Genomic DNA, 25,556 nt, shown 5'->3' on the forward strand with positions numbered 1-25,556 from the left:
ACGCCTCATCGAGTGCTGGTCGAAACCGATTCGTCTTCCTGCTGTTCCCGATACGCCGGAACCCAGGAGTCGGGGCGAGCCGTCAGGCGCCCCGCCATGACCGCTCGCACATGTGCGGGTAGCCCAGGTGCGAACTTGCGCACATACGCGTTCATCCATTCCGGCTTTTCCAGCAGGAAAGGGAAATCGGTCGTCATCATGGAGCGCACCACAAGCATGGGCATCGGCGCGTCCAATGGCCGGAAGTCTTTGTTCCACAATCCTGGTTGATCGCATCCCGGATAGAATTGTCCGAGCATCGCACCGCGTTCCACGAATTTGTTCTTGAATTCCTTATGAATCTCGTCGATCAATGAATAGTCGGCGAGATTCGGGAACACCGTGATCAATCCGCGCAACACCGATGTCGAACTCCCATTGTGGGTCGGCAATGCGGGATAGACCTCGAGCGCGTCCTCGATGATGGCCCGCACCCACATGGCCCGCGGCTCCGCGGCCGGCACCTGGGCCAGCCACAACAGGTCCCGTCGCATGGACGGCCGTACGTATGGGCACACCGGTCCATCGCGTCCCAGTTCGTCACTGGGTTGGGTCAGAAAGGATTCGGCCCATGATCGAAATGCCGCCACCGTGGAACGCGCGGCAGGACAAGTCGATCCAGCGTCTCCCAATGAGACCCATTGCAGCCCCGAGCGGGGGCCGATAACACGCTCGCTCATGACTCACCTCGGCAGATCGAGCTTCAGCGGCAGGCGCCGTTGCCCTACACCTATAAATAGTGCGCCGGTCATAGGCCGTTAACACGAGTGGTCACATACCCAATTACCCAACAGTGCCCCGAATTGTAGGGTCAACTGAATAAAGAAAAGACCGGTCAGGCATTGACCGGTCTTCTCAGGGGGTATGGAATCAGGCGCCGATGAGGCGCGCGGCCAAGTAGCCCTCCACTTGATCAAGCGCAATCCGCTCCTGCGCCATGGTGTCTCGCTCGCGCACGGTGACCGCGTGATCCTCGAGCGTGTCGAAGTCGACCGTGATGCAGAACGGGGTGCCGATCTCGTCCTGACGGCGGTATCGACGGCCGATGGCCCCCGCATCATCGAACTCGACATTCCAGTTCCGGCGCAGCTGCGCGGCCAGATCCTTCGCCTTGGGCGAGAGATCAGCGTTGCGCGAGAGCGGCAGCACCGCGGCCTTGACCGGCGCGAGGCGACGATCCAGGCGCAGCGTGGTGCGATCCTCCAAACCGCCCTTGGCGGTCGGAACCTGCTCCACGTGGTACGCGTCGACCAGGAAGGCCATGAGCGAACGGGTCAGACCGGCCGCCGGTTCGATCACGAACGGGGTGTAGCGCTCACCGCTGGTCTGATCGAAGTAGCTCAGATCCTGCCCCGAATGCTCGGAGTGGGTCTTCAGGTCGAAGTCGGTGCGGTTGGCGACGCCCTCGAGCTCGCCCCACTCGCTGCCCTGGAAGCGGAAGCGGTACTCGATATCCACTGTGCGGGTGGAGTAGTGCGAGAGCTTCTCCTTCGGGTGCTCGTACAGGCGCAGGTTCTCCGGATCGATACCCAGATCCGTGTACCAGGCCAGACGAGTGTCGATCCAGTACTGATGCCACTGCTCGTCCTCGCCCGGCTTGACGAAGAACTCCATCTCCATCTGCTCGAACTCACGAGTACGGAAGATGAAGTTGCCGGGGCTGATCTCATTGCGGAAGCTCTTGCCCATCTGGGCAATACCGAACGGCGGCTTCTTACGCGCGGTGGTCTCGACGTTCTTGTAGTTCACGAAGATGCCCTGCGCGGTCTCCGGACGCAGGTAGTGCATGCCGTCTTCGGACTCGACCGGGCCCAGGTAGGTCTTGAGCATCATGTTGAAGTCACGCGGCTCGGTCCACTTGCCGGTGGTGCCGCAATCCGGGCACACGATGAGCTCCATGGACACGCTGTCCGGGTCATCGATCTTGTGCTTCTCGGCGTACGCCTCCTGCAGGTGATCCTGCCGGTGCCGCTTATGGCAGTTCAGGCACTCCACCAGCGGATCGTTGAACACCGCGACGTGACCCGAGGCCACCCACACCTGACGCGGGAGAATGATCGACGAATCGAGGCCGACCACATCCTCACGGCTGGTGACCATCGAACGCCACCACTGCCGCTTGATGTTCTCCTTGAGCTCGACTCCCAGCGGACCGTAATCCCACGCCGACTTGGTGCCGCCGTAAATCTCACCGCTCGGGTACACCAGACCCCGACGCTTGGCGAGGTTGGCGACGGTGTCCACCTTCGACTTGGGTGCCACTGAGGAAATCTCCATCCGGTCCGGAAAACTACAAGGGACGTCCTCCAGCGTATCGGTACCGGGCTAGCCAATTTTCGCCGGGAGCGAGCAGCGCGGCGGAGCCGGTCGCGCCGGAGTCGATGCCCCCAATATTCCGGGATGCGGCCGGGCCGTCACCGCGAGATAGTTGACAATGCGACTGGTCGGCCGCCCAGGGGGCGCGGTCGCGGTGGACAACTGAAAGGGCCGGGGCGATGTGGAACCATCCTCGCGAAGACGATGAGTACCGGCCATGGGATGAACCGGCCACACCCGTCACCCCGCCGGCCGCATCACCCCCGGGGACACCGCCCGCGAATCCCGGACGAACCGGATCTCAGTGGCGCAACAGACTCGGTGCTATTGCCATCCTGCTGGCGACAGCGGCAGTGATCGCGTTCAAGCTCTTCCTGCCTTCCCTGCTGCCACATCATGATTCGCCCAAGGTGACGTTCCCGGGTACACCGACCGGACTGCCGAAGGGATTCGCGCCGGTCGATCCGGAGCATCCTTTCCGCGGCACCCCCGCCAACCTGTGGCCCCAGGGCGCGGACGGGGTGCAACTGCCCGCCGCCGAGGCGGTCGGACGCTACTCGGCCGACCAGGTCGCCGCAGCCGAGGCCCGCGCCAAACAGCTGATCACAGTGGCCAGACTCGACCAGCACGTGCTGGAAACCGGAGATCCGGAACCGGTGCTGGCACTACTCTCACAGGGCACGGTCGACACCATCCGACCGCAACTCACACCGGGCAATGCGAGCCGAACCCCATGGCTGACAACCAAACTCGCGGCCGGAAACAAGCTGCTGCCCACGCCGCCACGCGTTGACGGCAGTATGTCGGCGGAGCTCGATGACAAGGGCGCGCTCTCCATCAAGACGAATTACATTGTCGCGTATGCCTTCCAGGCCCCCGACCAGACCGCGATCACGGATCCGATGGACATCATCGTCCTGGTGCGCGAGCAGGTCGAGTACATCTGGATCGACGACCCCCGTTACGACCAGCCCTCCCAAGGCATGCACTTCGGCAAGATCCAGGGCCACACCTACAACGCCGACTGCGACTGGTTCAACAAGGGCTATCTCGCCGCCACCTACGGCCGAACCACCAGCCACGGCGGTGCCACCCAACCCCGCTCACCCAGCCAATACTTCGACCCCACCATCCCCCTCCCCACCGAATCCAACTGCTGACCCCACCAACTCTGCACAGCACTACCCGGCGACTTTGCACAGCACCCACCCGCCGACTTTGTCTAGCCCCCACCTCGCCACTACCTCGCGACCGTATCCACACCTGCGCGAGAACCCGAGTCACGACCTCCCCTCGGTTCGCGCTCCGCTACGTCAGTAGCGAGGCGCGAGAACTCCGCAGAGTGTCGGGTTTGACATGCATATGCTTGCATATAAGAATGGCATCGGTTTCCAATAAGGAGTTGGTTCGATGACCACGGACAGTGGCGCCCCGCTGCGGCGCTCCCGCGTTGCGACCGAGGCCCCGACCGCGATCCCGCACGATCCGTACCCGTACCGGTCACCACTGCCGCCCGCGGTACCGTCCCGCACCATTCTGGACTCGGCCGGCGAGCTACTGCGCGCCCTCGCCGCACCGGTACGCATCGCCATTGTGCTGCAACTACGCGAATCACCGCGCTGTGTGCACGAACTGGTCGACACCCTTGGTGTCACCCAGCCACTGATCAGCCAGCACCTGCGCATCCTGAAATCCGCGGGCGTGGTGCGCGGGGAGCGCACCGGACGCGAAGTGATCTACGAATTGGTCGACGAGCACCTGGCGCACATAGTCATCGATGCCGTCGCGCACGCCGAGGAGGGGTGATCGTGGGAACAACCGAGAAGACGGTCGGCGTCCGCAGCACCCGCCAGCGCAGCGCCATCGCGGCCCTGCTCGCCGATATCGACGAGTTCCGCTCCGCCCAGGAGCTGCACGATGAGCTTCGCAAACGCGGCGAGGGCATCGGCCTGACCACCGTCTACCGCACCCTGCAATCACTCGCCGAAGCCGGACTGGTCGACGTATTGCGCACGGACTCAGGCGAATCCGTGTACCGGCAGTGCTCCACCGGCCATCACCACCACCTGGTGTGCCGGCACTGCGGGCGCACCGTGGAGGTCGAAGGCCCCACCGTGGAGGCCTGGGCCGATTCCATTGCGGCAGAACACGGTTTCACCGATATCAGCCACACCATGGAAATCTTCGGCACCTGCAGCGGCTGCTCCAACGGCAAGAGCTGAGCACCGTCTCTCGTCATCCCGGCATGCTTTCGGCCGGGATCCACATCCGCAGCGCAGCAGCCTGCTTCGGTGGATCCCTGCCGAAAGCGGCGCTGGGATGACGGGGTGTCAAGCCACGGCGGGCGCTGACTCGCGGAGGTCGGCTGGAGCAGTGGCACGCGAGCGGAGGATGCCTACGCCCAGCAGGGCTATCGCGGCGGCCGCCCAGATCAGCAGGACCGCAAGCGGGGCACCGGACTTGGCTCCGTCGAAGTAGGCGACCGAGCGGAGCAGGCTGGCGGCGGCTCCCGGCGGCAGCAGCTGGCCGATCGTGCCCCAGGGCTGCGGGAGCAGTTCGGGTGCGGAAGTGGCTGCGGAGAACGGGTTTCCGATCAGCACCATGGTCACCGCCGCCAGGCCGATGCCGGCCCTGCCGATCGCCGCTGCTAGACCGACCACGGTTCCGGCGACCGCGAAGGACACCAGTCCGGCAATCGCGGCCAGGGTGAGGTAGGAGCCGGGGAGCAGGGACAGCCAGCCGCTGATAATGCTCATGCTGAGCAGTCCGCCGGCGATGGCGAAGGTCGTCAATCCGATGCCGCGCAGGGGGATGGACGGAATCAGCAGGGTCAGCAGCACGCCCGCGGCAATTCCGGACAGGGCGAGCGGCAGCACCATCGCACCGAATCCACTGCCGCGCGGGTCATCCGGGTCGGCGGCGACCACATCCCGTACGGCGGCGGCCGGCGTGCCCGAGAGCTGCTGGGCGATGGCCGTAAGTTGCTGCGCCACTGCGGGACTCGCGGCGGAGGCGACCAGCACCACGGGCTGACCGCCGGTCACGATGGCCCCGTACACCTCTCGATTCGCGATGGCGTCGCGAGCGGCGGATTCGTCTGCGACAGTGCGGATGTCGAAGGCATCGGCGTCATGGGCGGCGAGTTGCGCGGTGACGGTGTCGGCCTGCGGTCCGCTGACGGCGATGGGCAGATCGCGCGGCTTGATATTGGCGGCAGGCCACGCGAAGGCGATGAGCATGATCGCTTGGATGAGGGCGGCCACGAGGCCGAGGGCGACTGCGCGCTGGGTGGTGTTCATCAGGCACTTCTCGTAAATCGGATGTTCGTTCTCTTTTGTTGGGACAACCCTGACATCGAGCTGTCACCTTGTCAAGAACGGATATTCGTTTTACTTTGGGTCCATGCCCAGAGTCAGCGAAGAACACCTGGAACGCCGCAGGCAGCAGATCCTCGACGCCGCGCAAATGTGCTTCGCCCGCAAGGGCCTGCACACCACCACCATGCAGGACGTCTTCGCCGAATCCGGCCTCTCCGCGGGAGCGGTCTACCGCTACTTCAAATCCAAGGACGACATCATCGCGGCCCTCACCACCGAGGCCAGCGTGGACCTGCGCGCCGCTATCAGCGAGGCCGTCTACAGCGACCCGCTGCCCACTCCCCCGGAGCTCATTCGCACCGTCTCCGAAACCGTCGTCCGGCTCTCCGGCCCGGGCGGCCCGGTCCGGCTCATCCCGCAAGCCTGGGCGCTGGCATTGACCGATGCCAATATCGCCGACTACGTACGCACCAGCATCGGCGGCATCCGCCGGCTCTGGGTCGACTACGCCGAACGCATGCGCGAAGTCGGCTGGCTCGCACCCGATGCCGATACCGAGGCGGTGGCCAAGGCATTCCTCGGCTTGGTGCCCGGCTTCATCCTGCAGTTCCTCATTCTGGGCGACACCGACCCCGAAACCTTCACGCGCGGAGTCGAACAGCTGCTACCGGCTTACGGAAGACTCCCGCTGGCCGAAACCTCGCCCAACTGAACAGGATTCAGGGCAGTACCAGACCCTGACGGGCACGACCCGCACCCGAGAGGACGAGCAGCAGCATGGTCGCGAGGGCCTCGTCCTCGAGTCCGGCCGCCGGAAACGTATAGCGCAGAATGATATCGGCGAGCTTGTCGTGCCCGACAATCGTGATCGAGCCGAACTGCAGTGCGGCATTGCGTTCGGCAACTCGCTTGTGCAGCTGCGGTTTCAGCGGGCGATCCCACGCCAGCACACAGGTCAGCGTCAGCACATCCAAGCCGGGGGCCAGGTTGACCCCGCGCAGCGAGCAGAGCGAACCGTCGAACTCGAAACCGAGCCCACTGTCCTCCACCCGCACCGCCACGTCATAGCGGGCCAGCGCCGCACCGGCGCGGGCCTGCAACTCCTCCGCGACGGAGAGTTCGTCGCTCACTTCGCCCCACCGAAGCGCCGGTCCCGCTTGGCATACTCCAGGCAGGCGTCCCACAGATTGCGGCGATCGAAATCCGGGAAAAGCGTTTCCTGGAACACGAATTCGGCATACGCGGACTGCCACATGAGGAAGTTCGAGGTACGGAACTCACCCGACGGGCGCAGGAACAGATCCACATCCGGCATATCCGGTTCATCCAGGTAGCGGGCCACGGTGGCCTCGTTCACCTTCTCGGGATCGATCTCCCCGGACTTCACCCGGCGCGCGATTTCCCTTGCCGCATCGGCGATTTCGGCGCGACCGCCGTAGTTGACGCACATGGTCAGGGTCATCACGGTGTTGTCCTGGGTGAGCTCCTCCGCGATCTCCAACTCCTTGATCACGCTGCGCCACAGGCGCGGTCGCCGCCCCGCCCAGCGCACCCGCACACCCATCTCGTGCATCTCATCGCGCCGCCGCCGGATCACATCGCGGTTGAAGCCCATCAGGAACTTCACCTCATCCGGGCTGCGCCGCCAATTCTCGGTGGAGAAGGCGTACGCCGACAGCCACTTCACCCCGATCTCGATACAACCCTCGACGGTATCCATGAGCACCGCCTCACCGCGCTCATGCCCCGCGGTACGCGCCAGTCCGCGCTCCTGCGCCCATCGTCCATTGCCATCCATGACCAGTGCCACATGCTTGGGCACGAACTCCATGGGAATGGCGGGCGGGGTCGCCCCCGACGGGTGCGGCGAAGGCGGACGCACCGTGCGCTGGGCCGCGGAAGGCTTGCGAGTACCGATCACGCCCACCATCCTGCCCGACGCCTCCGAACGCGCGAGCACGCCCACAGGATTAGCGCGCACTCTCCGCAAATCCTCCGCAAAATCAGGCACTCGGCCAGCTGTCGAGGAGGTGCCGAACGGCAGGGGTGGCGTCGTAGACGAGCTCACCGGAGGATGAACTCCGAGATGCGCGGGACCATTGCCCCAACCGACGAGGGTATTGCCGTTGGGCAGGGCTTCGGCATTGCTCATGGCCTGGGTCACCAGCCGTTCCGGATGCTGCTGATTGCCAACCAGCGTGGCCCGCTTGGGCGACCGGGTCGATATGAATCCACTCCAGGCGCGAGTCCGGCAACCTCGGTATCGCTACCCCACGCTGCGGAAGATCTCAGCCGACCGCGGCGAACGGGCGCAGGCTACAGACTCTTGAATCAGCCGACCGCGGCCGATTCGACGGCCTCATGCGGGCGACTGCGCTCGATCAGAGGGAGCGTACGGAGTTGGCGTTCCAGATGCCATTGCAGATGAGCGGCGACCAAACCGCTGGCTTGGCGGCGCATATTGTCGGGGACGGCATTGACGCCGGACCAGTCACCGCGATGCAGGGCGCTCATATGCTCCAGCACACCGACCATGGGTGTCGCCGCGCCCGGCGGGCGACAGTGCACGCAGACCGCACCGCCCGCAGCCACATGAAAGGCGCGATGCGGGCCGGGAGTCGCGCAGCGGGCACAGTCTTCCAGAGCGGGAGCCCAACCCGCGAAACCCATGGCGCGCAATAGGAATGCGTCGAGAATGAGCTCGTGCGGCCGCTGCCCCATGGCAATCGCACGCAGAGCCCCGGCGGTCAGCGTATGCAGGCGCGGGGCCGGGGCGCGCTCCTCACCGGCAAGACGTTCGGCGGTCTCCAATACCGCGCAGGCAGTCGTATACCGACCGTAATCCGCGACAATGTCCGAGGCGAAGGACTCGACCGTATGCACCTGGGTCACCACATCGAGATTGCGGCCCGGATGCAGCTGCACATCGATATAGGCGAAAGGCTCCAGCCGCGCACCGAATTTGGACCGCGTCCGCCGCACCCCCTTGGCGACCGCCCGCACCAACCCGTGCTGGCGCGTCAACAGCGTGACAATACGGTCGGCCTCACCCAGCTTGTGCTGGCGAACCACCACCGCATTGTCTCTGTACAACTGCACCGCAACAGTCTCGCACGCGACACCGACCGTGCGATGCCGTGTCGCCGCGAGCCCACCGAAGTCTCGACACGACCGCGAGTGCCGATGCCCGGCATCCGATCGCCTGGCGATGCGGCCCCGCGCCGCCGACTCCGCAGCCAATCCATGCCCCGCTCAATCGCGACGGCCTGCTGACCCCCGCCCGAGGAAACCGGTTCACGGGGAGCCGCTAGAACACACTCGCTCACGCCCACACCTCACGCCTCACGCCCACACCTCACGCGCCACGCCTCACGCAGTGTGCGACAACCTGCTCAGTGTCTGCCCACCGCGGCTTTGACACTGGCGCGAATGCCGAGAACTGCCTGTGCCGGCATCCGATCGTCCGTCTTCTGCGCGACACCGGGATTGCGCGGCCTCGCGTTTATCGGCGGCACCAGATACGCGAGCCAGGTAACTCCGGCGAGTGTGCACTCATGGCGGTGATATGTCGGATTCGGCGCCCTAGGTGCGCACTCGTGGGACGTGCAGCCATTGGACGTGTGACCAGAATCGCGCTAGGTTTCCCGGAAAATGCAGGAAGACGGGATTCACAGATGACTACGGCGTCGGTACATGAACTCGGGTTGGCGGAGCTGGCGGCGGCGCTCGGGGCGGGCAAGATCAGTTCGGCCGAGGCTACGGCGGCGGTGCTGGACGGGATCGATGCCAGTCAGGGTGGGCTGAACGCGTTTCGGATCGTGCGGCGGGTGGAGGCGCTGGCCGAGGCCGCCGAGGCCGATCGGAAGTTGGCGGCGGGGGAACGCGCGCCACTGCTCGGGGTGCCGATCGCCATCAAGGATGACACCGATATCGCCGGTAGCCCAACGGCTTTCGGATGCGGTGGGGAATTTCCGGCGAAGACCGAGGATGCCGAATCGGTGCGGCGGTTGCGGGCCGCGGGGGCGGTGATCGTCGGCAAGACCAATACCTGTGAGCTGGGCCAACTTCCGTTCACGAGCGGAGATGCGTTCGGGCACACCAGGAATCCGTGGAGCGCCGCGCACACTCCGGGTGGGTCGTCGGGCGGATCCGCCGCGGCCGTCGCGGCCGGATTGGTCCCTGCCGCACTGGGTTCCGACGGCGCGGGCTCGGTGCGCATCCCCGCGGCCTGGAACAACCTGTTCGGCATCAAACCGCAGCGCGGGCGCATCTCCACCTGGCCGCTGCCGGAGGCGTTCTACGGACTCACCGTGAACGGCCCGATCGCACGCACGGTCGCCGACGCGGCACTGCTGCTCGATGTGGCGGCCGGACCACACAAGGGCGATCTGCACACACCGCGCCCCATCCGCGCCTCCGATGCCGTCGGCCGCGATCCGGGTCGACTACGCATCGCGCTCTCGCTGCGAACCCCGTTCACCGGCATCAAGACTCAGCTCGATCGCGAGGTGGAGGCGCGCGTGCACGCCACCGCCAATACCCTGCGCCGGCTCGGCCACGAGGTCACCATCGCGGATCTGCATTACGGCGTACTGATGGGCACAACTTTCCTGCCGCGATCCATGGTCGGTATCCGCCAGGCATTGGACCAACTGCCCGGCGCAAAGGTGGATCCGCGTACCCGCAGCAATGCGCTCACCGGACGCATCCTCGGCCCGGCGCTCTTCGCCGCCCGGCAGGCAGAACCCTTGCTGCGCATGCGAATCGGACGATTCTTCGACAACTACGATCTGGTGCTGGCCCCCACCACCGCCACTCCCCCGCCGGGCGTACACGAGATCGACGACATCAGCTCATGGGCCACCGATCAACTGATCACCACGGCCTGCCCCTACACCTGGCCGTGGAATGTGCTCGGCTGGCCCGCCGTGAACATCCCCTCCGGCTTCACCGCGGCCGGCCTGCCCGTCGGCTCGCAGCTCATGGGCCCGGCCAACTCCGAACCGCTGCTGATTTCGGTTGCCGCACAACTGGAATCCGAACTGCAGTGGCACAAGCAGCGCCCCACCGACTGGTGGTCCACCCCAGCGGCCTGAAACAAGATCACCAGGCATTCACCGTGGCATTTCGCGAGTAACCGCCACGCTCAATGCCTGGTGATCTTGTTGGCACACTGCGCATGTGGATCCCGGCCAAAAACACGCCGGGATGACGGGGCGGTAGCGACGCGGGACGACGGGCGGTAGCGACGCCGGACAACGGGGCGGTAGCGACGCCGGATGATGGTCCGCCGGCTAGAAGCCGAGCTTGCCGAGTTGCTTGGGGTCGCGCTGCCAGTCCTTGGCTACCTTTACGTGTAGGTGCAGGTAGATGCGGGTGCCGAGGATGTGCTCGATTTGTTTGCGGGCGTTGGTACCTACCTCTTTGAGGCGGGCGCCGCCCTTGCCGATGATGATGGCCTTTTGGCTGGGGCGCTCCACGTAGAGGAGGGCGTGTACGTCGAGCATGCCTTCGTGGCTGCGACGACCTTCGGTTTCGGTGTCGTCGTTCTCCTCGCGTTCGAGGATGTCCTCGATGACGACGGCGAGGGAGTGCGGGAGTTCATTGTCCAGGCCCTCGAGTGCGGCCTCGCGAATGAGCTCGGCCATGAGGGTTTCCTCGGGCTCGTCGGTGAGGTCGCCATCGGGGTAGAAGGCCGGGCCTTCGGGCATTTGCGCGGCGATGACGTCGACGAGGATTTCGACCTGCTCGCCCTTGACCGCCGAGACCGGGACGATCTCCGCTTCGGGGCCGAGCAGCTTTGCGACCGCCATGAGCTGATGCGCGATGGCGTCGCGGCTCACCTTGTCGATCTTGGTGACCACGCCCATGAGCTTGGTCTTGGGCGCCATGAGCTTGATCTGCTCGACGATCCAGCGGTCGCCGGGGCCGATCTTCTCATCGGCCGGAATGCAGATGGCGATGACGTCGACCTCTGAATACGTATCGCGCACAAGGTCATTGAGGCGCTGGCCGAGCAGCGTGCGCGGGCGGTGCAGGCCGGGGGTGTCGACCAGGATCAGCTGCGCGTGCTCGCGGTGCACGATGCCGCGAATGGTGTGCCGGGTGGTCTGCGGACGCGAGGAGGTGATGGCGATCTTCTGACCGACCATGGCGTTCGTCAGCGTCGACTTGCCGGTATTCGGCCGACCCACGAAACATACGAAACCCGAATGGAATTCGTCTTTCTTGCTCATTCGAATACCTCCGACTCGGTTTCCAGATCAAAGCCCTCGGGCATGCCGGGCCGCTGAGCCGGATCGCCTTCGATCGGCCCCTCCACAACTTCGAACACCGCGCCCTTGGCATCGGTGAACACGATTCGCGCCGTCGCCGACACCTCACGCACCGCGGGCACACCCGGATCGGAGAATCGGCCCGCCACTACCACCGCGGCCTCGAAACCCTCTGCGCCACTGGAGATCGCGGCCGCGACAGCAGACTGCAGTGCGGTCAGCTTCAGACTGGCCAGCCCGACTTCACCGGCGGCATAGGTGCGCCCGTCGGTATCCCGGATGGCCGCGCCCGCGCTACCACCGGTGCGGCCCATCGCGCCGCGCGCGAGGATCAACAGTTTGTCGTCCTCCGCGTCCAACTCAGTCATCGACTTCTCCCTCTTCGTGTGCGCCGTCCGGTTTCCCTTCGGCCGCTTCGTTTTTGGTCTTCTCAATGGGGCGGCGCACCACAACGGTGTGCACTCGCACCCGGCCGCGCGCGTCGGAGCCGCCTTCACCACGCAGGTGCAGGCCGTGGATTACAGCCTTGGAGCCCGGCAGCGGGACACGGCCCAGCGCGTGCGCGAGCAGGCCGCCGACGGTGTCGACATCCTCGTCGTCGATCTCCATGCCGAACAGTTCACCGAGGTCCTCGACCGGAAGTCGTGCGGAGACACGGTATTTGCCCGGTCCGATCTCCTCGACGGGGGCGGTCTCATCGGTGTCGTACTCGTCGGCGATCTCACCGACGATCTCTTCCAGCACATCCTCGATGGTGACCAGTCCGGCGATGCCGCCGTATTCGTCGACCAGAACGGCCATATGGTTTCTGCGGCGCTGCATTTCGTCCAGCAACGCGTCCAGCGGTTTGGAGTCGGGCATGAAGACGGCGGCGCGCATGACCTCACGCACTCGTACCTTCTTGGCCCGATCCGAGTACGGCACAAGGTCTTTCAGGTAGACGACGCCGAGAATATCGTCGACGTTCTCGCCCACCACCGGGATTCGCGAGTGACCCGACCGCACCGCCAGCGACATCGCTTGCGCCGCAGTCTTATCCGACTCTATCCAGACCATCTCGGTGCGCGGCACCATGACGGCGCGGGCCGCGGTCTCGCCGAGTTCGAACACCGACTGGATCATCCGGCGTTCCTCGTCGTCCACCACGCCGCGCTCACCGGCCAGGTCCACGACCTCGCGCAGTTCGATCTCGGAAGAGAAGGGGCCGTTGCGGAATCCCTTACCGGGAGTGATCGCATTACCGACCAGAATCAGCAGGCGGCTGATCGGACCGAGCAGCGTGCCGATTGCCTGTAGCGGCAGCGAAGCGCCCAGGGCCAGCGAATACGCGTGCTGGCGGCCCAGCGTGCGCGGACCCACACCGATCACCAGATAGTCGACCAGCACCATGACGGCCGCGGTAATGACCAGCGCCGCCACCTCGGGCAGCCAATCCAGCAGTACCGCCGCCAGCAACACCGTGGCGCTGATCTCGCACAGCACGCGCAGCAGCACCATGAGATTCACATAGCGCGGCCGATCGGCGATGATGCGCGCCAGTCGCGCCGCACCCGTGCGATCGGCGCGCATCAGATCATCAACGCGCGCAGGGGAAATCGTATTCAAAGCCGAATCCAGCGCCGCGAAAACGCCGCCGACCGGAACCAGCACTATGGCCAGCAGTAGTAGGACGAACGAATTCACGCCGGATCCAGCGGGTCACCGGAATCGGTGAACCCCGTCTTACCCAGCAGCCGCCGATCCCGCTCGGCGAGCTCCGCGCGCACCTGCGCCTCACGCAGGCTCTCGTACCATCCCTCCAGCAGTGAGGCCTGCAGGGCGAACATCTCCTTCTCCTCCTCGGGCTCGGCATGGTCGTAGCCGAGGAGGTGCAGGACGCCGTGCACGGTCAGCAGCGCGAGCTCGTGATCCATGGAGTGCCCGGCCTTTTCGGCCTGCTGGGCCGCGAACTCCGGGCAGAGCACGATATCGCCGAGCATGGAAGGGCCGGGCTCGGCGGCATCGGGCCGCCCGCCCGGCTCCAGCTCATCCATGGGGAAGGACATAACATCGGTCGGACCCGGTAGGTCCATCCAGCGCATGTGCAGGTCCGCCATGGTGTCGAGATCGACCAGCACCATCGACAGCTCCGCGGCCGGATGCACATCCATCTGACCGATCGCGAAACGCGCGACGCTGACCAGTTCCTCTTCGGATACTTCGATACCCGATTCGTTGGCGATCTCGATACTCACCCGCTCAGCCTATCGGCCGAGTTCAGCGACGCCCCTCCCGGCTCGCGGCACGCCGCTGCGCGCGGTTGCCCGGATAGTGCGCCACCTGCGGGCTGCTGTCGTTCTCATACCGGTCGTAGGCGTCGACAATCTCGCCAACCAGCCGGTGACGAACCACATCGCTGCTGGTCAGGTAGGAGATCTCGATATCGTCGATATCGGTGAGAATCTCTGTCGCCGCACGCAATCCGGAGCGTGCGCCGGTCGGCAGATCCACCTGGCTGACGTCGCCGGTCACCACCATCTTGGAGCCGAAGCCCAAACGGGTGAGGAACATCTTCATCTGCTCGGCGGTGGTGTTCTGTGCCTCGTCGAGAATGATGAACGCGTCATTGAGACTGCGACCACGCATATACGCCAGCGGCGCGACCTCGATGACGCCCGCGGCCATGAGCTTCGGGATCGCCTCGGGATCCATCATGTCGTGGAGCGCGTCATAGAGCGGGCGTAGGTAGGGGTCGATCTTCTCGTTGAGCGTGCCGGGCAGGAAGCCCAACCGCTCACCCGCCTCGACCGCCGGACGCGTCAGGATGATCCGGGTGACCTGCTTGCTCTGCAATGCCTGCACGGCCTTGGCCATTGCCAGATACGTCTTGCCGGTACCGGCCGGGCCGACACCGAACACGATGGTGTGATTGTCGATGGCATCGACATATCGCTTCTGGTTCAACGTCTTCGGGCGAATCGTCTTGCCGCGCCGGGACAGAATGTCCAGGCTCAGCACCTCTGCCGGAGAGTCCGAGGAGCCCTCGGTGAGCATGGAGTAGGTGTGCCGCACCGCCTCCGGGCTGACCTGGCGGTTCCGCGCCGTCAAGGCAACCAGCTGGGCGATAACGCGTTCGGCGAGTGCCACATCGGCGGGCTTACCGGTCAGGGTGACGGAATTGCCGCGTACGTGAATGTCGGCGTCGAGCAGGCGCTCGAGTTCACGCAGGTTCTCGTCAGCCGAACCGAGGAATCCGAACACCGATTCCGGTGCCAATTCGATGCTGGAGCGAACGGTCCGACCCGCCGGTCCGGACCCGTTGTCGTCGGTGCCGATACCGACTGTTGGGGTGCTCTGGTTGCCGATTTTGCCTGGTGTACTCAAAAGTGGCTATAGCCTGCTTCCCGGTCTCGAGCTTCACATCTTGATGGAAGTTTACCGCCGCCCACCGACACCGCCCAGTGAATAAGCCGCTACCAGCAGGGGTGAGGCGAGAACGCCGCATCGCCGCCGCCTATGCGTTATGCGGGTCCGACCTGCGGATGTGCCCATTCGAAAGTGAAATCCCGGAACCGCCGCACCGCCTCGGACGGGGCAGCACCCGTCCGCCAGATCAACCCGACCTCTCGCATCGCCTCCGGATCGACCAGCGGCACCAGCGCCGGATCCGGCTGCGGCCCACCGGCAAGCGGATGCTCCAGCGGCAGAATCGAGACCCCCAACCCCACCGCCACCAGGCCCGCGATGGTGCCGAGATTGCTGCATTCGAAACCGATGCGAGGCCGGAAATCCGCTGCGGCACAAAGCTCGTCGAGTACGCGGCGCATACCGAAGCCGGGATGCATGGCAATGAACTCGGCATCGGCGACCTCGCTGAGGCGTACCTGCCGTCGGCCGGCCAGTCGATGATCCGGCGGCACGGCCAGGGCCAACCGCTGCCGCAGCAGTGGCCGCCAGCCGATTTCGGCCTCCGCCGGTCTCGGCGACACCATGCCGAGGTCCGCGCTCCCGTCCAGCACCGCGGCGGTGACCGCATCGGCGGCATCCTGCTGCAAGGTGAAGCCGATCCGCCCGGAGACCCGCCGGAAGCCCGCAATGAGCTCGGGCACCACGCGCGCGCCCAGCGAATGCTGAAACGCCAGCCGCACCACACCCTTCGCCGGATGCGCCAGATCCGCGAGTTCCCTTGCGGCGGAGTCGAGTTCACCCTGAGCCCGGCGGGCGTGCTCATAGTAGACGCGCCCGAACTCATTGAGCGTCAACCGTTTTCCATGCCGGTCGAAGAGCTGAACGCCCAGTCGACGCTCCAGGCGAGCCAACATGCGCGACAAGGTCGGCTGCGTCAGGTGCAGCCGCTCGGCGGTCGCGCCCACCCGCTCGAGCTCGGCGAGCGCAATGAACCAGTGCAGATCGTCACTCGCCATGGAGGCCCTCCGCCCGTTAGCTCCACTAATACCGCTATCGCATCAACTTGGTTCTGATTATGCATTTCCTTTCGAAAAGCCGTGCGCCCATGCTCGGGGAATGACCACCGCCGCCATCGCTCCCGCCGACACCGAGGCCCATGAGCGTCGAATTACGGTCGCGCTCTTCGCCGCCGGGCTCACCACGTTCGCTTCGATGTACAGCGCGCAGGCATTGCTGCCCAGCCTGTCGGCGGAGTTCGGGGCCACCCCGGCCAGCGCGGCGCTGGCGGTTTCGCTGACGACCGGGCTGCTGGCAGTGGCGATCGTGCCGATGAGCGTGCTGTCCGACCGGTTCGGGCGGACGCGGGTGATGATCGGCTCGGCCGGGGCGGCCGCTGTGATCGGGCTGGTGCTGCCGTTCAGCCCGACTCTGGACGTGCTGCTGACCGGGCGGGCGATACAGGGAGTGGTGCTCGCCGGAGTGCCCGCGGTGGCGATGGCCTATCTGGCCGAGGAGATCGGTGCGGCCGGGTTGGGTTCGGCCATGGGCATTTACGTCGCGGGCACCAGTCTGGGCGGGCTGACGGGGAGACTCATTCCGGCGTTCACGCTCGAAGTGGGGTCGTGGCGCTGGGGTCTGGCCGCAATCGGAGTGGCGGCCGCGGTGTGTGCCGGGATATTCGTGCGGATGGTGCCGCCGTCTCGCCGGTTCGATGCGCGGCGGCTCGAAATCGGCAGGGTGGCAGCTGATTTCGCCGGTCATCTGCGTGATCGCACATTGCTGCCACTGTTCGGGCTCGCCTTCGTCATGATGGGCGGCTTCGTGTCCGTGTACAACTTCCTCGGCTATCGACTCACCCGTGCACCGTTCGGATTGTCCGCCGCCACAGTGGGTTTGGTGTTCGTGCTGTATCTGGCGGGCACAGCCACCGCAGCGAATGCGGGCCGGATGACCAACCGACTCGGGCGATCCCGGGTGCTGACGCTGGGACTGATCGCCATGGGCATCGGCCTGCTGTTGACCCTCCCCGACATGCTGCCCATCATCCTGCTCGGCGTATTACTCTGCACCGCAGGCTTTTTCGCTGTGCACGCGGTGGCGAGCGGTTGGGTGGGAGCGGCGGCCACCGGTAATCGCGCCGCGGCTTCGGCACTGTATCTGTGCGCCTACTACCTTGGGAGTTCCATCGCCGGTGGAGTCGGCGGCCTCGCCTACGGCCACTTCGGCTGGACCGGGCTCGCCGCGTATGTCGCGGTGCTGGTGGTCCTGGCAGGCGGCCTCGTAGCCACACTCACCACCCGGTAACCGGCTACCAGCGGGGAGTCAGTGCGCCTAATGCGCCGAGGGCTACGGCTGCCGCGGTGGAGGTGCGCAGGACCGTCGGGCCGAGTAGGACGATGTCCGCGCCCGCCTCGGCGAGAGCCGCCAGTTCGGAGTCGTCGAGGCCGCCCTCGGGACCGACGATCAGGATCACCTCGGGGACACCGTCGAAAGACAGTTCGGTGAGCCGAGTTTCGCCGGATTCGTGCAGGGCCGCCACGATCGCGCCGTGGGATTTGGCTTCGCGCACCAGGTTCAGGAGTTCGCGGGTGGTGTGCAGGTCCGCGACGTCCGGGATGTAGGGGCGGCGGGATTGGCGGGCTGCCTGTTTGGCCGCGGTGCGCCATTTCTCAACAGCCTTGTGCGCCTTGTTCTCCCATTTGGAGACGCAGCGAATCGCCTGCCAGGGGACGATGGCGTCGGCACCGGCCTCGGTCATGAGTTCGACCGCGAGTTCGGAGCGCTCGGATTTGGGGAGGGCCTGGACCACCGTGACCTGCGGGGTCGCGGGCGGGGCGATGCGGCGGTCCAGGACTTTCAGTTCGAGGCGGTCCTTCTGGGCCGCAACCACTTCGGAGTCGGCGAGCAACCCGTTGCCGTCGGAGAGCGTGATCGGCTCGCCGACGCGGATGCGCCGGACGGTCGCCGCGTGGCGACCCTCCGGGCCGTCGAGGACGGCGGTGGCACCCGGTTCGGGGATCTCGTCGAGGTAGAAGACGGTGGCGGCCAACGGATCAGCGTCCGCTGAAGGAGGCGCGCAGCCGGGCGAACAGGCCGCTGTTGTGCTCGGACTGGGTGGAGAGCACCTCGGTGCGCTCGTTCGGGCGCATGGCCTTGTACTTGCGCAGCAGATCGGACTGCTTGGAGTCCATCTTGGTCGGAATCACGATGTCCAGGTGCGCGATCAGGTCACCGCGAGAGTTTGCGCGCAGCTTGGGCATTCCGTGGCCGCGCAGCACCGAAACCTCGCCGGGCTGGGTGCCCTGCGGGATGGTGAGCTCGACCGGACCGTCCAGGATGGTGTCGATGACGACCGTGGTGCCCAGGGTCGCGTCCACCATGGGCACGCGAATGGTGCAGTGTAGGTCGTCGCTGTCGCGCACGAAGGTGTCATGCGGCTGCTCGACGATCTCGACGTACAGATCACCGGCGGGACCGCCACCCGGGCCGACCTCGCCCTGTGCGGCCAGGCGCACGCGCATACCGCTGGCCACACCGGCCGGAATCGGCGCGGCGATCTCACGACGCGAACGCACGCGACCGTCGCCACCACACTTGTGGCAGGGGTCCGGAATGGTCTCACCCGCACCACGGCAGGTCGGGCACGGCCGCGAGGTCATGACCTGCCCCAGGAAGGACCGCTGCACCGTCTGCACTTCGCCTGCGCCGCCGCAGGTTTCGCAGCGCACCGGCTTGGAGTTGCCGTTGGTGCCCGAGCCCACGCAGACGTCGCAGAGGATGGCGGTGTCGACGGTCAGATGCTTGGTGACCCCGACCGCGCACTCCTGCAACGACAGTCGCGTGCGCAGCAGCGAATCCGCGCCGGGCTGAACGCGACCGCGCGGCTTGCGCGGATTGGAGGTGTTCATCCCGCCGAAGAAGGCTTCGAACACATCGCCGAGGCCGCCGAAGCCCGCGCCGGAGAATCCGCCCGCGCCGCCGCCGGACTCCATGGGGTCACCACCGAGGTCGACGATGCGGCGCTTCTCCGCGTCGGTCAGCACCTCGTAGGCGGTCGACACCTCGCGGAACCGCTCCTGCGCCTCCGGTTCCGGGTTGACGTCGGGATGCAGTTCACGCGCCAGCTTTCGATAGGCGCGCTTGATCTCCTGGTCGGTCGCGTTGCGTGCGACGCCGAGCAGTGCGTAATAGTCCCGTGCCACTTGTGCTCTCTAGTCCTGTTTCGTCTCTCCGCTTGCTCACCGTTCGGCGAGCACCTCACCGATGTACCGGGCCACGGCCGCCACCGAGGCTATGGTCCCCGGATAGTCCATGCGCGTCGGGCCCAGCACCCCCATGCCGCCAAGAACGGTACCGGGCATCCCGTATCCGGTGGACACCACCGCCGTCCCACGCATTTGTTCGACCTTGGTCTCCTCCCCGATCTGCACGGTCACGGTACCTGGTTGCTGCGAGGCTGCCAGCAGCTTCAGCACGATGACCTGTTCTTCGAGGGCCTCCAGCACTGAACGCAGGGACCCCGGGAATCCGTTCCCGGCGAAGTCTCCGGCATTGCGGGTGAGGTTCGCGGTGCCGCCCAGCACCAGTCTCTCCTCGGGATGTTCGACGAGGGTTTCCACCAGCACCGTGGAGACGCGGATGAGGACATCGCGCAGCTTGCCGGTGGAGTGCTCGGGTAGTTCGGCCACCGCGGCGGAGGCGGAGGCCAGGCGCTTGCCCTCCATGGACTTGCCGAGCATGGCGCGCAATGCGCCCAGATCGTCGTCACCGACCACATTGCCCAGATCGACCAGACGCTGATCGACGCGACCGGAATCGGTGATCACCACCAGCAACAGGCGTGCGGGATTGAGCGCGACGACCTCGATATGCCGGACGATCGAAGCTGACACCGTCGGGTACTGCACCATGGCGACCTGCCGGGTCAGCTGCGCGAGTAACCGCACACCCCTGCGGAGTACGTCATCGAGATCGACGCCGCTCTCCAGGAATTCCATAATCGCCCGCCGCTCGGCATTCGAGAGCGGCTTGACCTCGGAGATGTGATCGACGAACTGCCGATAGCCCTTATCGGTCGGTATGCGCCCCGAGCTGGTGTGCGGCTGAGTGATGTACCCCTCGGCCTCGAGCACCGCCATGTCATTGCGCACGGTCGCACTGGAGACACCCAGATTGTGCCGTTCCACCAGCGTTTTCGAGCCGATCGGCTCCTTGGTCGAAATGTAGTCTGCGACGATCGCTCGCAGGACCTCGAGCCGCCGCTGCTCCGTGGTCGACATCGGCCCCACCTCCTCGCTTCGCCTTCGGGTCGCCGTACATGCCGCGGTAGGCGTGTGCGCAGGGGATTCCCGGATGTTCCAGACCCAGTTTAGGTGCCCGTCCGCGAATTGCCCGCGTGCGGTCAGCCGCGCAAGTCGGTGAAGAACTCGCGGAGGTCGTTGATGAGCAGGGCCGGGGTCTGCATTGCGACGAAGTGGCCGCCGGTGTCGAACTCGGTCCAGCGAACAATGGATTGAGCTGTTCGGCATAGCGGCGGATGGCCGGATCGCCTTGGAAATTGGCGACCGCGGTGGGGACACGGGAGCGGGTCGGGTACTGCGGGGAATGCAGTGATTCGTAATACATCTGGGCCGCGGAGCTGCCCGTATTGGTGAACCAGTAGACGGATACGTTCGCGAGCATGTGATCGCGGTCGACCCGTTCCTCGAGGGTGCCCTGTTTCCCGGTCCAGGCATGGAACTTCTCGACTATCCAAGCTAGTTGTCCCGCAGGCGAATCCGCCAGGGCGAAGCCGAGAGTGTGCGGACGAGTGCCCTGGATCCGATAGTAGCCGCTCCCGTCGATGAGGAATTCGCCTATGAGCATGAGCTTTTCGCGTTCCAGATCGGTGAGGGTCGCAGCAACATCGTCCGGAACTTGACCGTGCGGCATGAACCCCCAGGTGGCCGCATTGACATGCACGCCGATCACCCGATCCTCGCCGAGCCGAGCCGACCCAGATCCGGTCCGATGAACGCGCCATAGTCACCACCCTGCACGGCATAACGCGGATAACCCAGGCGCCGCATGAGTTCGATGTAAGCACGGGCGGTGCGGGTGCTATCCCACCAGGAATCCGTTGTGGGACAGGAGAATCCGAAATTCGGATGGGACGGAATAATCAAATCGAATACTGGACTGCCATCCTCGGGATCGGTGAGCGGTTCGATCACCTCCAGAAACTCCAACACCGACCCCGGCCACCCGTGCAGCATGATCATGGGCGTGGCACAGTCCCGAGGCGGTGGTCTCGCACGTGTCCGCGGCAATAGTTCACGACATACCGGTCTGGGCCATTCCCCTGTCCCGAGTGCACGTGCTGCGCGACCGTCGCACAGGCGGCAGGACCCACCGCCATCTGACGGTTCATGCCGCTCGTCTACCCCCGGGCGATTACACCGAGGTCGACGGAATAAGAGTCACCACCGCGCCGCGCACCGTCATCGACCTCGCCCGGACACTGCCGTTCGAGCAAGCGGTCGTAATTGGCGATGCCGCCCTCCGCTCGGGCAAAACCACCAGGATCGAACTGCTCGACCAGGTGAACCAGGCAACCGGTCGCAAGGGCTGCCCCGCCGCCCGCCGAGTAGTCGAGTTCCTCGACGGCCGGTCCGAAAGCGTCGGCGAATCGAGAAGTCGCGTACAGCTCATACACTCGCGCCTGCCCGCCCCCGAACTGCAGGCAATCATCTTCGCCGACTACGGCACCCGAACCACCCGCGTCGACTACCTCTGGCCGGAACTCGGCCTGATTGGCGAATTCGACGGAATGATCAAGTACCACAAGGAGATTCGTGGTGACCACACACCCGAAGAGGTCGTAATCGCCGAGAAGCTCCGAGAAGACGCCCTTCGCGCCCTGGGCCTGCGGGTCATCCGCTGGACCTGGTCCGACCTCGACAACCCCACCACCTGGTTCGCCCGCCTGCACTCCGCCGCCACCCACCCGCACGATCCGCTCGACCCCGCACTCTGGCGCTCCACGCCGAGGGTATGACTCATCACACCCCTCGTAATGGCCGCACACCCCTTACACGGGGTGTGCAACTACGACACGGGGTGTGATGGCCGGGCACGGCCGGATTCTCGAGACAACACCGGATCGCGGCGGCGAGATCGGCCGTTTCGATATCGAGTACGGGGTCGGCGCTGGGGCGGATGAGGAGGTTAGGTGAGCAGGGTGCGGACTACCGCGTCGGCGAGGAGGCGACCGCGATCGGTCAGCACCAGGCGGTCAGCGTCCAGGTCGGCCAGGCCGTCGGCGACTACCCGGTTCGCGGCGGCGCGGCCCTCCGCGTCGAGGTCCGTGAGGGGCAGTCCGGTGCGGAGGCGGGCGGTGAGCATGATGCGTTCGGTGTAGCGCTCAGCGTCGGTGAGCTGCTCCCACCCGGCGGCGGGCAGGCCGCCCAGTGTGACTCGATCCGCGTAGCGCGCAGGGTGTTTCACGTTCCACCAGCGGACGCCGCCGATGTGGCTGTGTGCGCCCGGGCCGGCGCCGAGCCAGTCGCCGCCGTCCCAGTAGCCGAGGTTGTGGCGGCAGCGGGCGCGGTCGTTCGCGGCCCAGTTGGAGACCTCGTACCAGGTCAGTCCGGCCGCTTCGAGGCGGGAATCGATGCGCTCGTAGCGGGCGGCGAGGACATCGTCATCGGGGGCGGGCAGCTCGCCGCGCCGCACCCGGCGAGCAAGTGCGGTGCCGTCCTCGACGATCAGCGAATACGCCGAGACATGGTCGACTCCGGCGGCCAGGACCGCGTCGAGGCTGGCATCGAGGTCGGCATCAGTCTCGCCCGGCGTCCCGTAGATGAGATCCAGATTGACGTGCTCGAATCCCGCCGCCCGTGCCTCCTGCGCCGCCGCAACGGCCCGGCCGGGAGTGTGCGTGCGATCCAGCACTTTCAGCACGTGCGCGGCTGCGGATTGCATGCCCAGTGACACCCGGGTGAACCCGCCATCCAGGAGCTTGCCGAAGAACTCCGGCGAAGTGGATTCCGGATTCGACTCCGTGGTCACCTCGGCATCGGCCGCCAGCGTGAAGTTCGCCCGAATAGCCGTCAGCACATCGGCCAGCCCGTCGCCACCGAGCAGCGAGGGCGTGCCGCCCCCCACGAAGACCGTCTCCACCTCGGGCTGAGCACTCGGGAATGCCGCGAATTGCTCAGCCGCAGTGGCCAATTCACCTCGCAGCGCCTCGAACCAGGACTGCGGCGAAGCGGAAGTCCCCAACTCCCCAGCGGTATAGGTATTGAAATCGCAGTACCCGCACCGAGTCGCACAGAACGGCACGTGAATGTAGATCCCGAACGGCCCGCCCCCGAAGTCCCGCAGCTCCAGCGAAGGCTGATCTGCGGTGGAAGGTTCGGCGATACCGGCGGAATTCACCCCACCAGTGTGCCCGGTAGCCCAGGTCACATCGCACGCGCCTTACCTCGCCCGCGGCACCCGCACCCTCGTTGAAGAGCGGTGGTGCGCCGGTGGTGGCATGCTGACCGTCGGCCGAGCTGTACGGCGGGGGCCGAATTCGGCGACAGCCGTGGCGGTTTCACCGGGAACGCGGGTGCGGCGAGCCGGTGGAACACGGCATGAACAGCGGAAACGGGGTTTCTATGTGGGATGAGGATGAGCGGCCGGGCGATGTGGTGGAGCGGCACGCTATCGATATCGCGGCCATCGAGGTAGTCGACGCGGGGTCGGTGGCGCCGGTGGTCTATCACGTGCCGATGCCTGAGGTGCGGCCCGAGGGGCCGAATTTCGCGCGGTCGTTCGGTGGGGAGTTGTTGGCGCGGTCGCTGGTGTGGGATCCGCATGCGACACAGGTGATGACCTGGCAGCATGCGCGGATGGCGGCGGACACGATTACCGATCGGTTCCGCGCCGATGGGATCACCTCCGGGTTCGATCGGCATGATCGGGTCAGCGGGTGGCGGGCCGCGTTCTATTGGGCGCTGATCGGGCGCAATTCGGAGGCGATGGCCGAGGTGGTCGCGTATCCCGTTGCGCGACTGCGGGAGTCGGGTGGCGATGCCTTCGACGAATTTCAGTACGAGTGGGTGCGAATCCTGCAGGAGGCGTGGCGGCACGGGCCGGATGAGTTGGGTGAGCGGGCGCGGGGCTTGGATACGACCAGCCGGGCGGGGGCGCAGCAACCCGTGAATCAGCTGCTGCGGCCTTCGATCGAGGTATTCGCACGGCTCGCCGACGGTGATGCGGACGGATTCCTGTGGGAGCTGGGCAATGCGCTGCGGATGCATCGCGCGTTCTTCGATACCGATACCTGGCGGCATGATCCCGAGGGCGTGTTCTCGCTGCCGCTGCTGGGCCTGGCCTGCTGGGCGAGCGACCTCGGTCTGCGGATCGATATCGAATCCGAGTATCTCCCTTTGGGTTTCATCCGGATGCCGGGTTGGCTGCAGGTGATCTCAATGGGCGACGGGAGTGTTCTGACAGAAGGTGAGTAGCCAGCGGCCGTTCTCCTTGGTCATGCCGTAGAGCGGGGAGCCTTCGGTGGTGCGTTCACCGGCGTGGGTGAAGTACTGCTGGCGGACCTTCACCGCGGCCACATCGGGCCGGATGAAGCGGATGAAGAACGCCTCATAGGTGGCGTAGCCGTCCTTGGTCGCGCCGGGCAGCACCGCGCGGGTGAATTCGGAGATCTCGTCGAGGCCGTTCAAGAATTTGCCGCCTCCGGTGGTCCAGATGGCGTCCGGGTGGAAGAGCGCGAGGAAGGCGTCGGCGTCCTCGGCGCGCTGGGCGGCAGCGACTTGGGCGACGATGGCGTGAATGGCTGCGGTCTCGGCGGCGGTGTCGAGTTCAACGGTGCTCATGGGCTCATCATGGAACCTCGAGTACGGTGAAGGTCAACCGTCCAAGATCAACCGCGTGCTGATCTATGACAGTTGTCACAAACCGCCCTTTCCAACCAGGGGATTTCCCTCGAAAGTCCGGAAAATATCGGCGGACGGTCGGAACAACCCGCCTGACATGGCACAATCAGCTCCATGACCGGACTTGGAGTACGACTCGTGGCGCGACGCCATGTCGACTTCAAGCGTGTCTGCAGCGCGAGCTGTCTGTCCGGAAGCCTCCGGTAGATCGGCTCCCCCTCTTCCCGGATCGACGCCGATTCTGCGGCGTCGAACTCGCCGGTTCGCTGATATCGGAGGCGTGAGTCAGCCCCTCCCGCCTG

General features: G+C 65.7%; 26 protein-coding genes. 8 read left to right on the forward strand and 18 right to left on the reverse strand.

Translation table 11 applies throughout. The features are described 5' to 3' along the window. Positions 1 to 5: 5 nt before the first annotated feature. On the reverse strand, positions 6 to 719 hold the full coding sequence (locus tag GFY24_RS19165; protein ID WP_228566446.1) for a DUF6875 domain-containing protein: 714 nt from the start codon (positions 717 to 719) through the stop codon (positions 6 to 8). A 190-nt stretch (positions 720 to 909) separates the two neighbouring features. Further along, on the reverse strand, positions 910 to 2,301 hold the full coding sequence (locus GFY24_RS19170; RefSeq protein WP_309231039.1) for a glycine--tRNA ligase: 1,392 nt from the start codon (positions 2,299 to 2,301) through the stop codon (positions 910 to 912). Positions 2,302 to 2,708: 407 nt separating this feature from the next. On the opposite strand from GFY24_RS19170, the gene GFY24_RS19175 reads away from it, so the two are divergent. The 3 genes from GFY24_RS19175 (at position 2,709) to GFY24_RS19185 (ending at position 4,577) form a co-directional block, all read left to right on the forward strand. Continuing rightward, a complete protein-coding gene (locus tag GFY24_RS19175; RefSeq protein ID WP_153806431.1) occupies positions 2,709 to 3,515 on the forward strand; it encodes a hypothetical protein in 807 nt (268 codons plus the stop codon). A 250-nt stretch (positions 3,516 to 3,765) separates the two neighbouring features. Then, positions 3,766 to 4,161, forward strand: a complete 396-nt coding sequence (locus tag GFY24_RS19180; RefSeq protein WP_153806432.1) for a metalloregulator ArsR/SmtB family transcription factor — start codon at positions 3,766 to 3,768, stop codon at positions 4,159 to 4,161. A 2-nt stretch (positions 4,162 to 4,163) separates the two neighbouring features. Then, positions 4,164 to 4,577 carry a Fur family transcriptional regulator gene (locus GFY24_RS19185; protein ID WP_309231040.1) on the forward strand — a complete coding sequence of 138 codons (414 nt, stop codon included), beginning with the start codon at positions 4,164 to 4,166 and terminating at the stop codon, positions 4,575 to 4,577. Positions 4,578 to 4,685: 108 nt separating this feature from the next. Here the strand turns inward: GFY24_RS19185 and GFY24_RS19190 are convergent, their stop codons facing one another. Further along, on the reverse strand, positions 4,686 to 5,654 hold the full coding sequence (locus GFY24_RS19190; protein ID WP_153806433.1) for a hypothetical protein: 969 nt from the start codon (positions 5,652 to 5,654) through the stop codon (positions 4,686 to 4,688). Between the two features lie 103 nt (positions 5,655 to 5,757). On the opposite strand from GFY24_RS19190, the gene GFY24_RS19195 reads away from it, so the two are divergent. Further along, positions 5,758 to 6,384 carry a TetR/AcrR family transcriptional regulator gene (locus GFY24_RS19195; protein WP_153806434.1) on the forward strand — a complete coding sequence of 209 codons (627 nt, stop codon included), beginning with the start codon at positions 5,758 to 5,760 and terminating at the stop codon, positions 6,382 to 6,384. 7 nt (positions 6,385 to 6,391) lie between these two features. On the opposite strand, the gene GFY24_RS19200 is transcribed toward GFY24_RS19195, so the two are convergent. The 3 genes from GFY24_RS19200 to recO form a co-directional block, all read right to left on the reverse strand. After that, positions 6,392 to 6,802 carry a hypothetical protein gene (locus tag GFY24_RS19200; RefSeq protein WP_375336064.1) on the reverse strand — a complete coding sequence of 137 codons (411 nt, stop codon included), beginning with the start codon at positions 6,800 to 6,802 and terminating at the stop codon, positions 6,392 to 6,394. After that, positions 6,799 to 7,602, reverse strand: a complete 804-nt coding sequence (locus GFY24_RS19205; protein ID WP_153806484.1) for an isoprenyl transferase — start codon at positions 7,600 to 7,602, stop codon at positions 6,799 to 6,801. Before GFY24_RS19205 ends, GFY24_RS19200 begins: the two co-directional genes overlap by 4 nt. Before the next feature lie 401 nt (positions 7,603 to 8,003). Next, on the reverse strand, positions 8,004 to 8,771 hold the full coding sequence (gene recO / locus GFY24_RS19210) for a DNA repair protein RecO (protein ID WP_309231041.1): 768 nt from the start codon (positions 8,769 to 8,771) through the stop codon (positions 8,004 to 8,006). Positions 8,772 to 9,346: 575 nt separating this feature from the next. Here recO and GFY24_RS19215 point away from each other — a divergent pair. Then, positions 9,347 to 10,768, forward strand: a complete 1,422-nt coding sequence (locus tag GFY24_RS19215) for an amidase (protein ID WP_153806435.1) — start codon at positions 9,347 to 9,349, stop codon at positions 10,766 to 10,768. A gap of 198 nt (positions 10,769 to 10,966) precedes the next feature. On the opposite strand, the gene era is transcribed toward GFY24_RS19215, so the two are convergent. From era to GFY24_RS19245, 6 genes are all read right to left on the reverse strand, one after another. Continuing rightward, the gene (era, locus tag GFY24_RS19220) at positions 10,967 to 11,908 is read right to left on the reverse strand and encodes a GTPase Era (protein WP_153806436.1); all 942 of its coding nucleotides are present in this window, start codon (positions 11,906 to 11,908) and stop codon (positions 10,967 to 10,969) included. Beyond that, a complete protein-coding gene (locus GFY24_RS19225; RefSeq protein ID WP_153806437.1) occupies positions 11,905 to 12,315 on the reverse strand; it encodes a cytidine deaminase in 411 nt (136 codons plus the stop codon). Before GFY24_RS19225 ends, era begins: the two co-directional genes overlap by 4 nt. Beyond that, on the reverse strand, positions 12,308 to 13,630 hold the full coding sequence (locus GFY24_RS19230; protein WP_309231042.1) for a hemolysin family protein: 1,323 nt from the start codon (positions 13,628 to 13,630) through the stop codon (positions 12,308 to 12,310). Before GFY24_RS19230 ends, GFY24_RS19225 begins: the two co-directional genes overlap by 8 nt. Further along, positions 13,627 to 14,181 (reverse strand): rRNA maturation RNase YbeY, encoded by a 555-nt coding sequence (gene ybeY / locus GFY24_RS19235; protein ID WP_309231043.1) that lies wholly within the window; start codon positions 14,179 to 14,181, stop codon positions 13,627 to 13,629. The genes GFY24_RS19230 and ybeY overlap by 4 nt, the downstream gene beginning before the upstream one ends. A 22-nt stretch (positions 14,182 to 14,203) precedes the next feature. Continuing rightward, a complete protein-coding gene (locus tag GFY24_RS19240; RefSeq protein WP_309231047.1) occupies positions 14,204 to 15,262 on the reverse strand; it encodes a PhoH family protein in 1,059 nt (352 codons plus the stop codon). A 185-nt stretch (positions 15,263 to 15,447) separates the two neighbouring features. Then, a complete protein-coding gene (locus tag GFY24_RS19245) occupies positions 15,448 to 16,350 on the reverse strand; it encodes a LysR family transcriptional regulator (protein ID WP_153806439.1) in 903 nt (300 codons plus the stop codon). A gap of 100 nt (positions 16,351 to 16,450) precedes the next feature. Between GFY24_RS19245 and GFY24_RS19250 the strand changes: the two genes are divergently transcribed. Then, positions 16,451 to 17,638, forward strand: a complete 1,188-nt coding sequence (locus tag GFY24_RS19250; RefSeq protein WP_153806440.1) for an MFS transporter — start codon at positions 16,451 to 16,453, stop codon at positions 17,636 to 17,638. Positions 17,639 to 17,642: 4 nt separating this feature from the next. On the opposite strand, the gene GFY24_RS19255 is transcribed toward GFY24_RS19250, so the two are convergent. The 4 genes from GFY24_RS19255 to GFY24_RS19270 all read right to left on the reverse strand — a co-directional run bounded on the left by GFY24_RS19255 (position 17,643) and on the right by GFY24_RS19270 (position 21,594). Continuing rightward, positions 17,643 to 18,383, reverse strand: coding sequence for a 16S rRNA (uracil(1498)-N(3))-methyltransferase (locus GFY24_RS19255; RefSeq protein WP_153806441.1), 741 nt, complete (start codon positions 18,381 to 18,383; stop codon positions 17,643 to 17,645). 4 nt (positions 18,384 to 18,387) lie between these two features. Further along, entirely contained in the window at positions 18,388 to 19,536 is a 1,149-nt protein-coding gene (gene dnaJ, locus GFY24_RS19260) for a molecular chaperone DnaJ (protein ID WP_309231044.1), read from the reverse strand. A 36-nt stretch (positions 19,537 to 19,572) separates the two neighbouring features. Next, on the reverse strand, positions 19,573 to 20,613 hold the full coding sequence (gene hrcA, locus GFY24_RS19265) for a heat-inducible transcriptional repressor HrcA (protein ID WP_153806442.1): 1,041 nt from the start codon (positions 20,611 to 20,613) through the stop codon (positions 19,573 to 19,575). Positions 20,614 to 21,300: 687 nt separating this feature from the next. Continuing rightward, positions 21,301 to 21,594: an alpha/beta fold hydrolase gene (locus GFY24_RS19270; protein WP_153806443.1), complete on the reverse strand. Its 294-nt coding sequence runs from the start codon at positions 21,592 to 21,594 to the stop codon at positions 21,301 to 21,303. Positions 21,595 to 21,617: 23 nt separating this feature from the next. Between GFY24_RS19270 and GFY24_RS19275 the strand changes: the two genes are divergently transcribed. Then, positions 21,618 to 22,370, forward strand: a complete 753-nt coding sequence (locus GFY24_RS19275; protein WP_153806444.1) for a hypothetical protein — start codon at positions 21,618 to 21,620, stop codon at positions 22,368 to 22,370. Between the two features lie 170 nt (positions 22,371 to 22,540). Here the strand turns inward: GFY24_RS19275 and hemW are convergent, their stop codons facing one another. Beyond that, complete coding sequence (gene hemW / locus GFY24_RS19280) at positions 22,541 to 23,737, reverse strand: radical SAM family heme chaperone HemW (RefSeq protein ID WP_309231048.1); 1,197 nt, start codon at positions 23,735 to 23,737, stop codon at positions 22,541 to 22,543. A 215-nt stretch (positions 23,738 to 23,952) separates the two neighbouring features. Here hemW and GFY24_RS19285 point away from each other — a divergent pair, with 215 nt between their 5' ends. Continuing rightward, on the forward strand, positions 23,953 to 24,828 hold the full coding sequence (locus GFY24_RS19285) for an immunity 49 family protein (RefSeq protein ID WP_153806445.1): 876 nt from the start codon (positions 23,953 to 23,955) through the stop codon (positions 24,826 to 24,828). Here the strand turns inward: GFY24_RS19285 and GFY24_RS19290 are convergent. Continuing rightward, complete coding sequence (locus GFY24_RS19290) at positions 24,790 to 25,194, reverse strand: SgcJ/EcaC family oxidoreductase (protein WP_153806446.1); 405 nt, start codon at positions 25,192 to 25,194, stop codon at positions 24,790 to 24,792. The two genes, GFY24_RS19285 and GFY24_RS19290, sit on opposite strands and share 39 nt — an antisense overlap. Positions 25,195 to 25,556 lie beyond the last annotated feature (362 nt).

Source organism: Nocardia sp. SYP-A9097 (assembly GCF_009649815.1).
In the GTDB taxonomy this organism is placed as follows: Bacteria; Actinomycetota; Actinomycetes; order Mycobacteriales; family Mycobacteriaceae; genus Nocardia.

Coding starts and splice junctions, on each gene's coding strand:
- GFY24_RS19165 (WP_228566446.1), bottom strand. CDS start 719: ATGAGCGAGCGTGTTATCGGCCCCCGCTCGGGGCTGCAATGGGTCTCA.
- GFY24_RS19180 (WP_153806432.1), top strand. CDS start 3,766: ATGACCACGGACAGTGGCGCCCCGCTGCGGCGCTCCCGCGTTGCGACC.
- GFY24_RS19190 (WP_153806433.1), bottom strand. CDS start 5,654: ATGAACACCACCCAGCGCGCAGTCGCCCTCGGCCTCGTGGCCGCCCTC.
- GFY24_RS19195 (WP_153806434.1), top strand. CDS start 5,758: ATGCCCAGAGTCAGCGAAGAACACCTGGAACGCCGCAGGCAGCAGATC.
- GFY24_RS19205 (WP_153806484.1), bottom strand. CDS start 7,602: ATGGTGGGCGTGATCGGTACTCGCAAGCCTTCCGCGGCCCAGCGCACG.
- GFY24_RS19215 (WP_153806435.1), top strand. CDS start 9,347: ATGACTACGGCGTCGGTACATGAACTCGGGTTGGCGGAGCTGGCGGCG.
- era (WP_153806436.1), bottom strand. CDS start 11,908: ATGAGCAAGAAAGACGAATTCCATTCGGGTTTCGTATGTTTCGTGGGT.
- GFY24_RS19225 (WP_153806437.1), bottom strand. CDS start 12,315: ATGACTGAGTTGGACGCGGAGGACGACAAACTGTTGATCCTCGCGCGC.
- GFY24_RS19245 (WP_153806439.1), bottom strand. CDS start 16,350: ATGGCGAGTGACGATCTGCACTGGTTCATTGCGCTCGCCGAGCTCGAG.
- GFY24_RS19250 (WP_153806440.1), top strand. CDS start 16,451: ATGACCACCGCCGCCATCGCTCCCGCCGACACCGAGGCCCATGAGCGT.
- hrcA (WP_153806442.1), bottom strand. CDS start 20,613: ATGTCGACCACGGAGCAGCGGCGGCTCGAGGTCCTGCGAGCGATCGTC.
- GFY24_RS19270 (WP_153806443.1), bottom strand. CDS start 21,594: ATGATCATGCTGCACGGGTGGCCGGGGTCGGTGTTGGAGTTTCTGGAG.
- GFY24_RS19285 (WP_153806445.1), top strand. CDS start 23,953: ATGAACAGCGGAAACGGGGTTTCTATGTGGGATGAGGATGAGCGGCCG.
- GFY24_RS19290 (WP_153806446.1), bottom strand. CDS start 25,194: ATGAGCACCGTTGAACTCGACACCGCCGCCGAGACCGCAGCCATTCAC.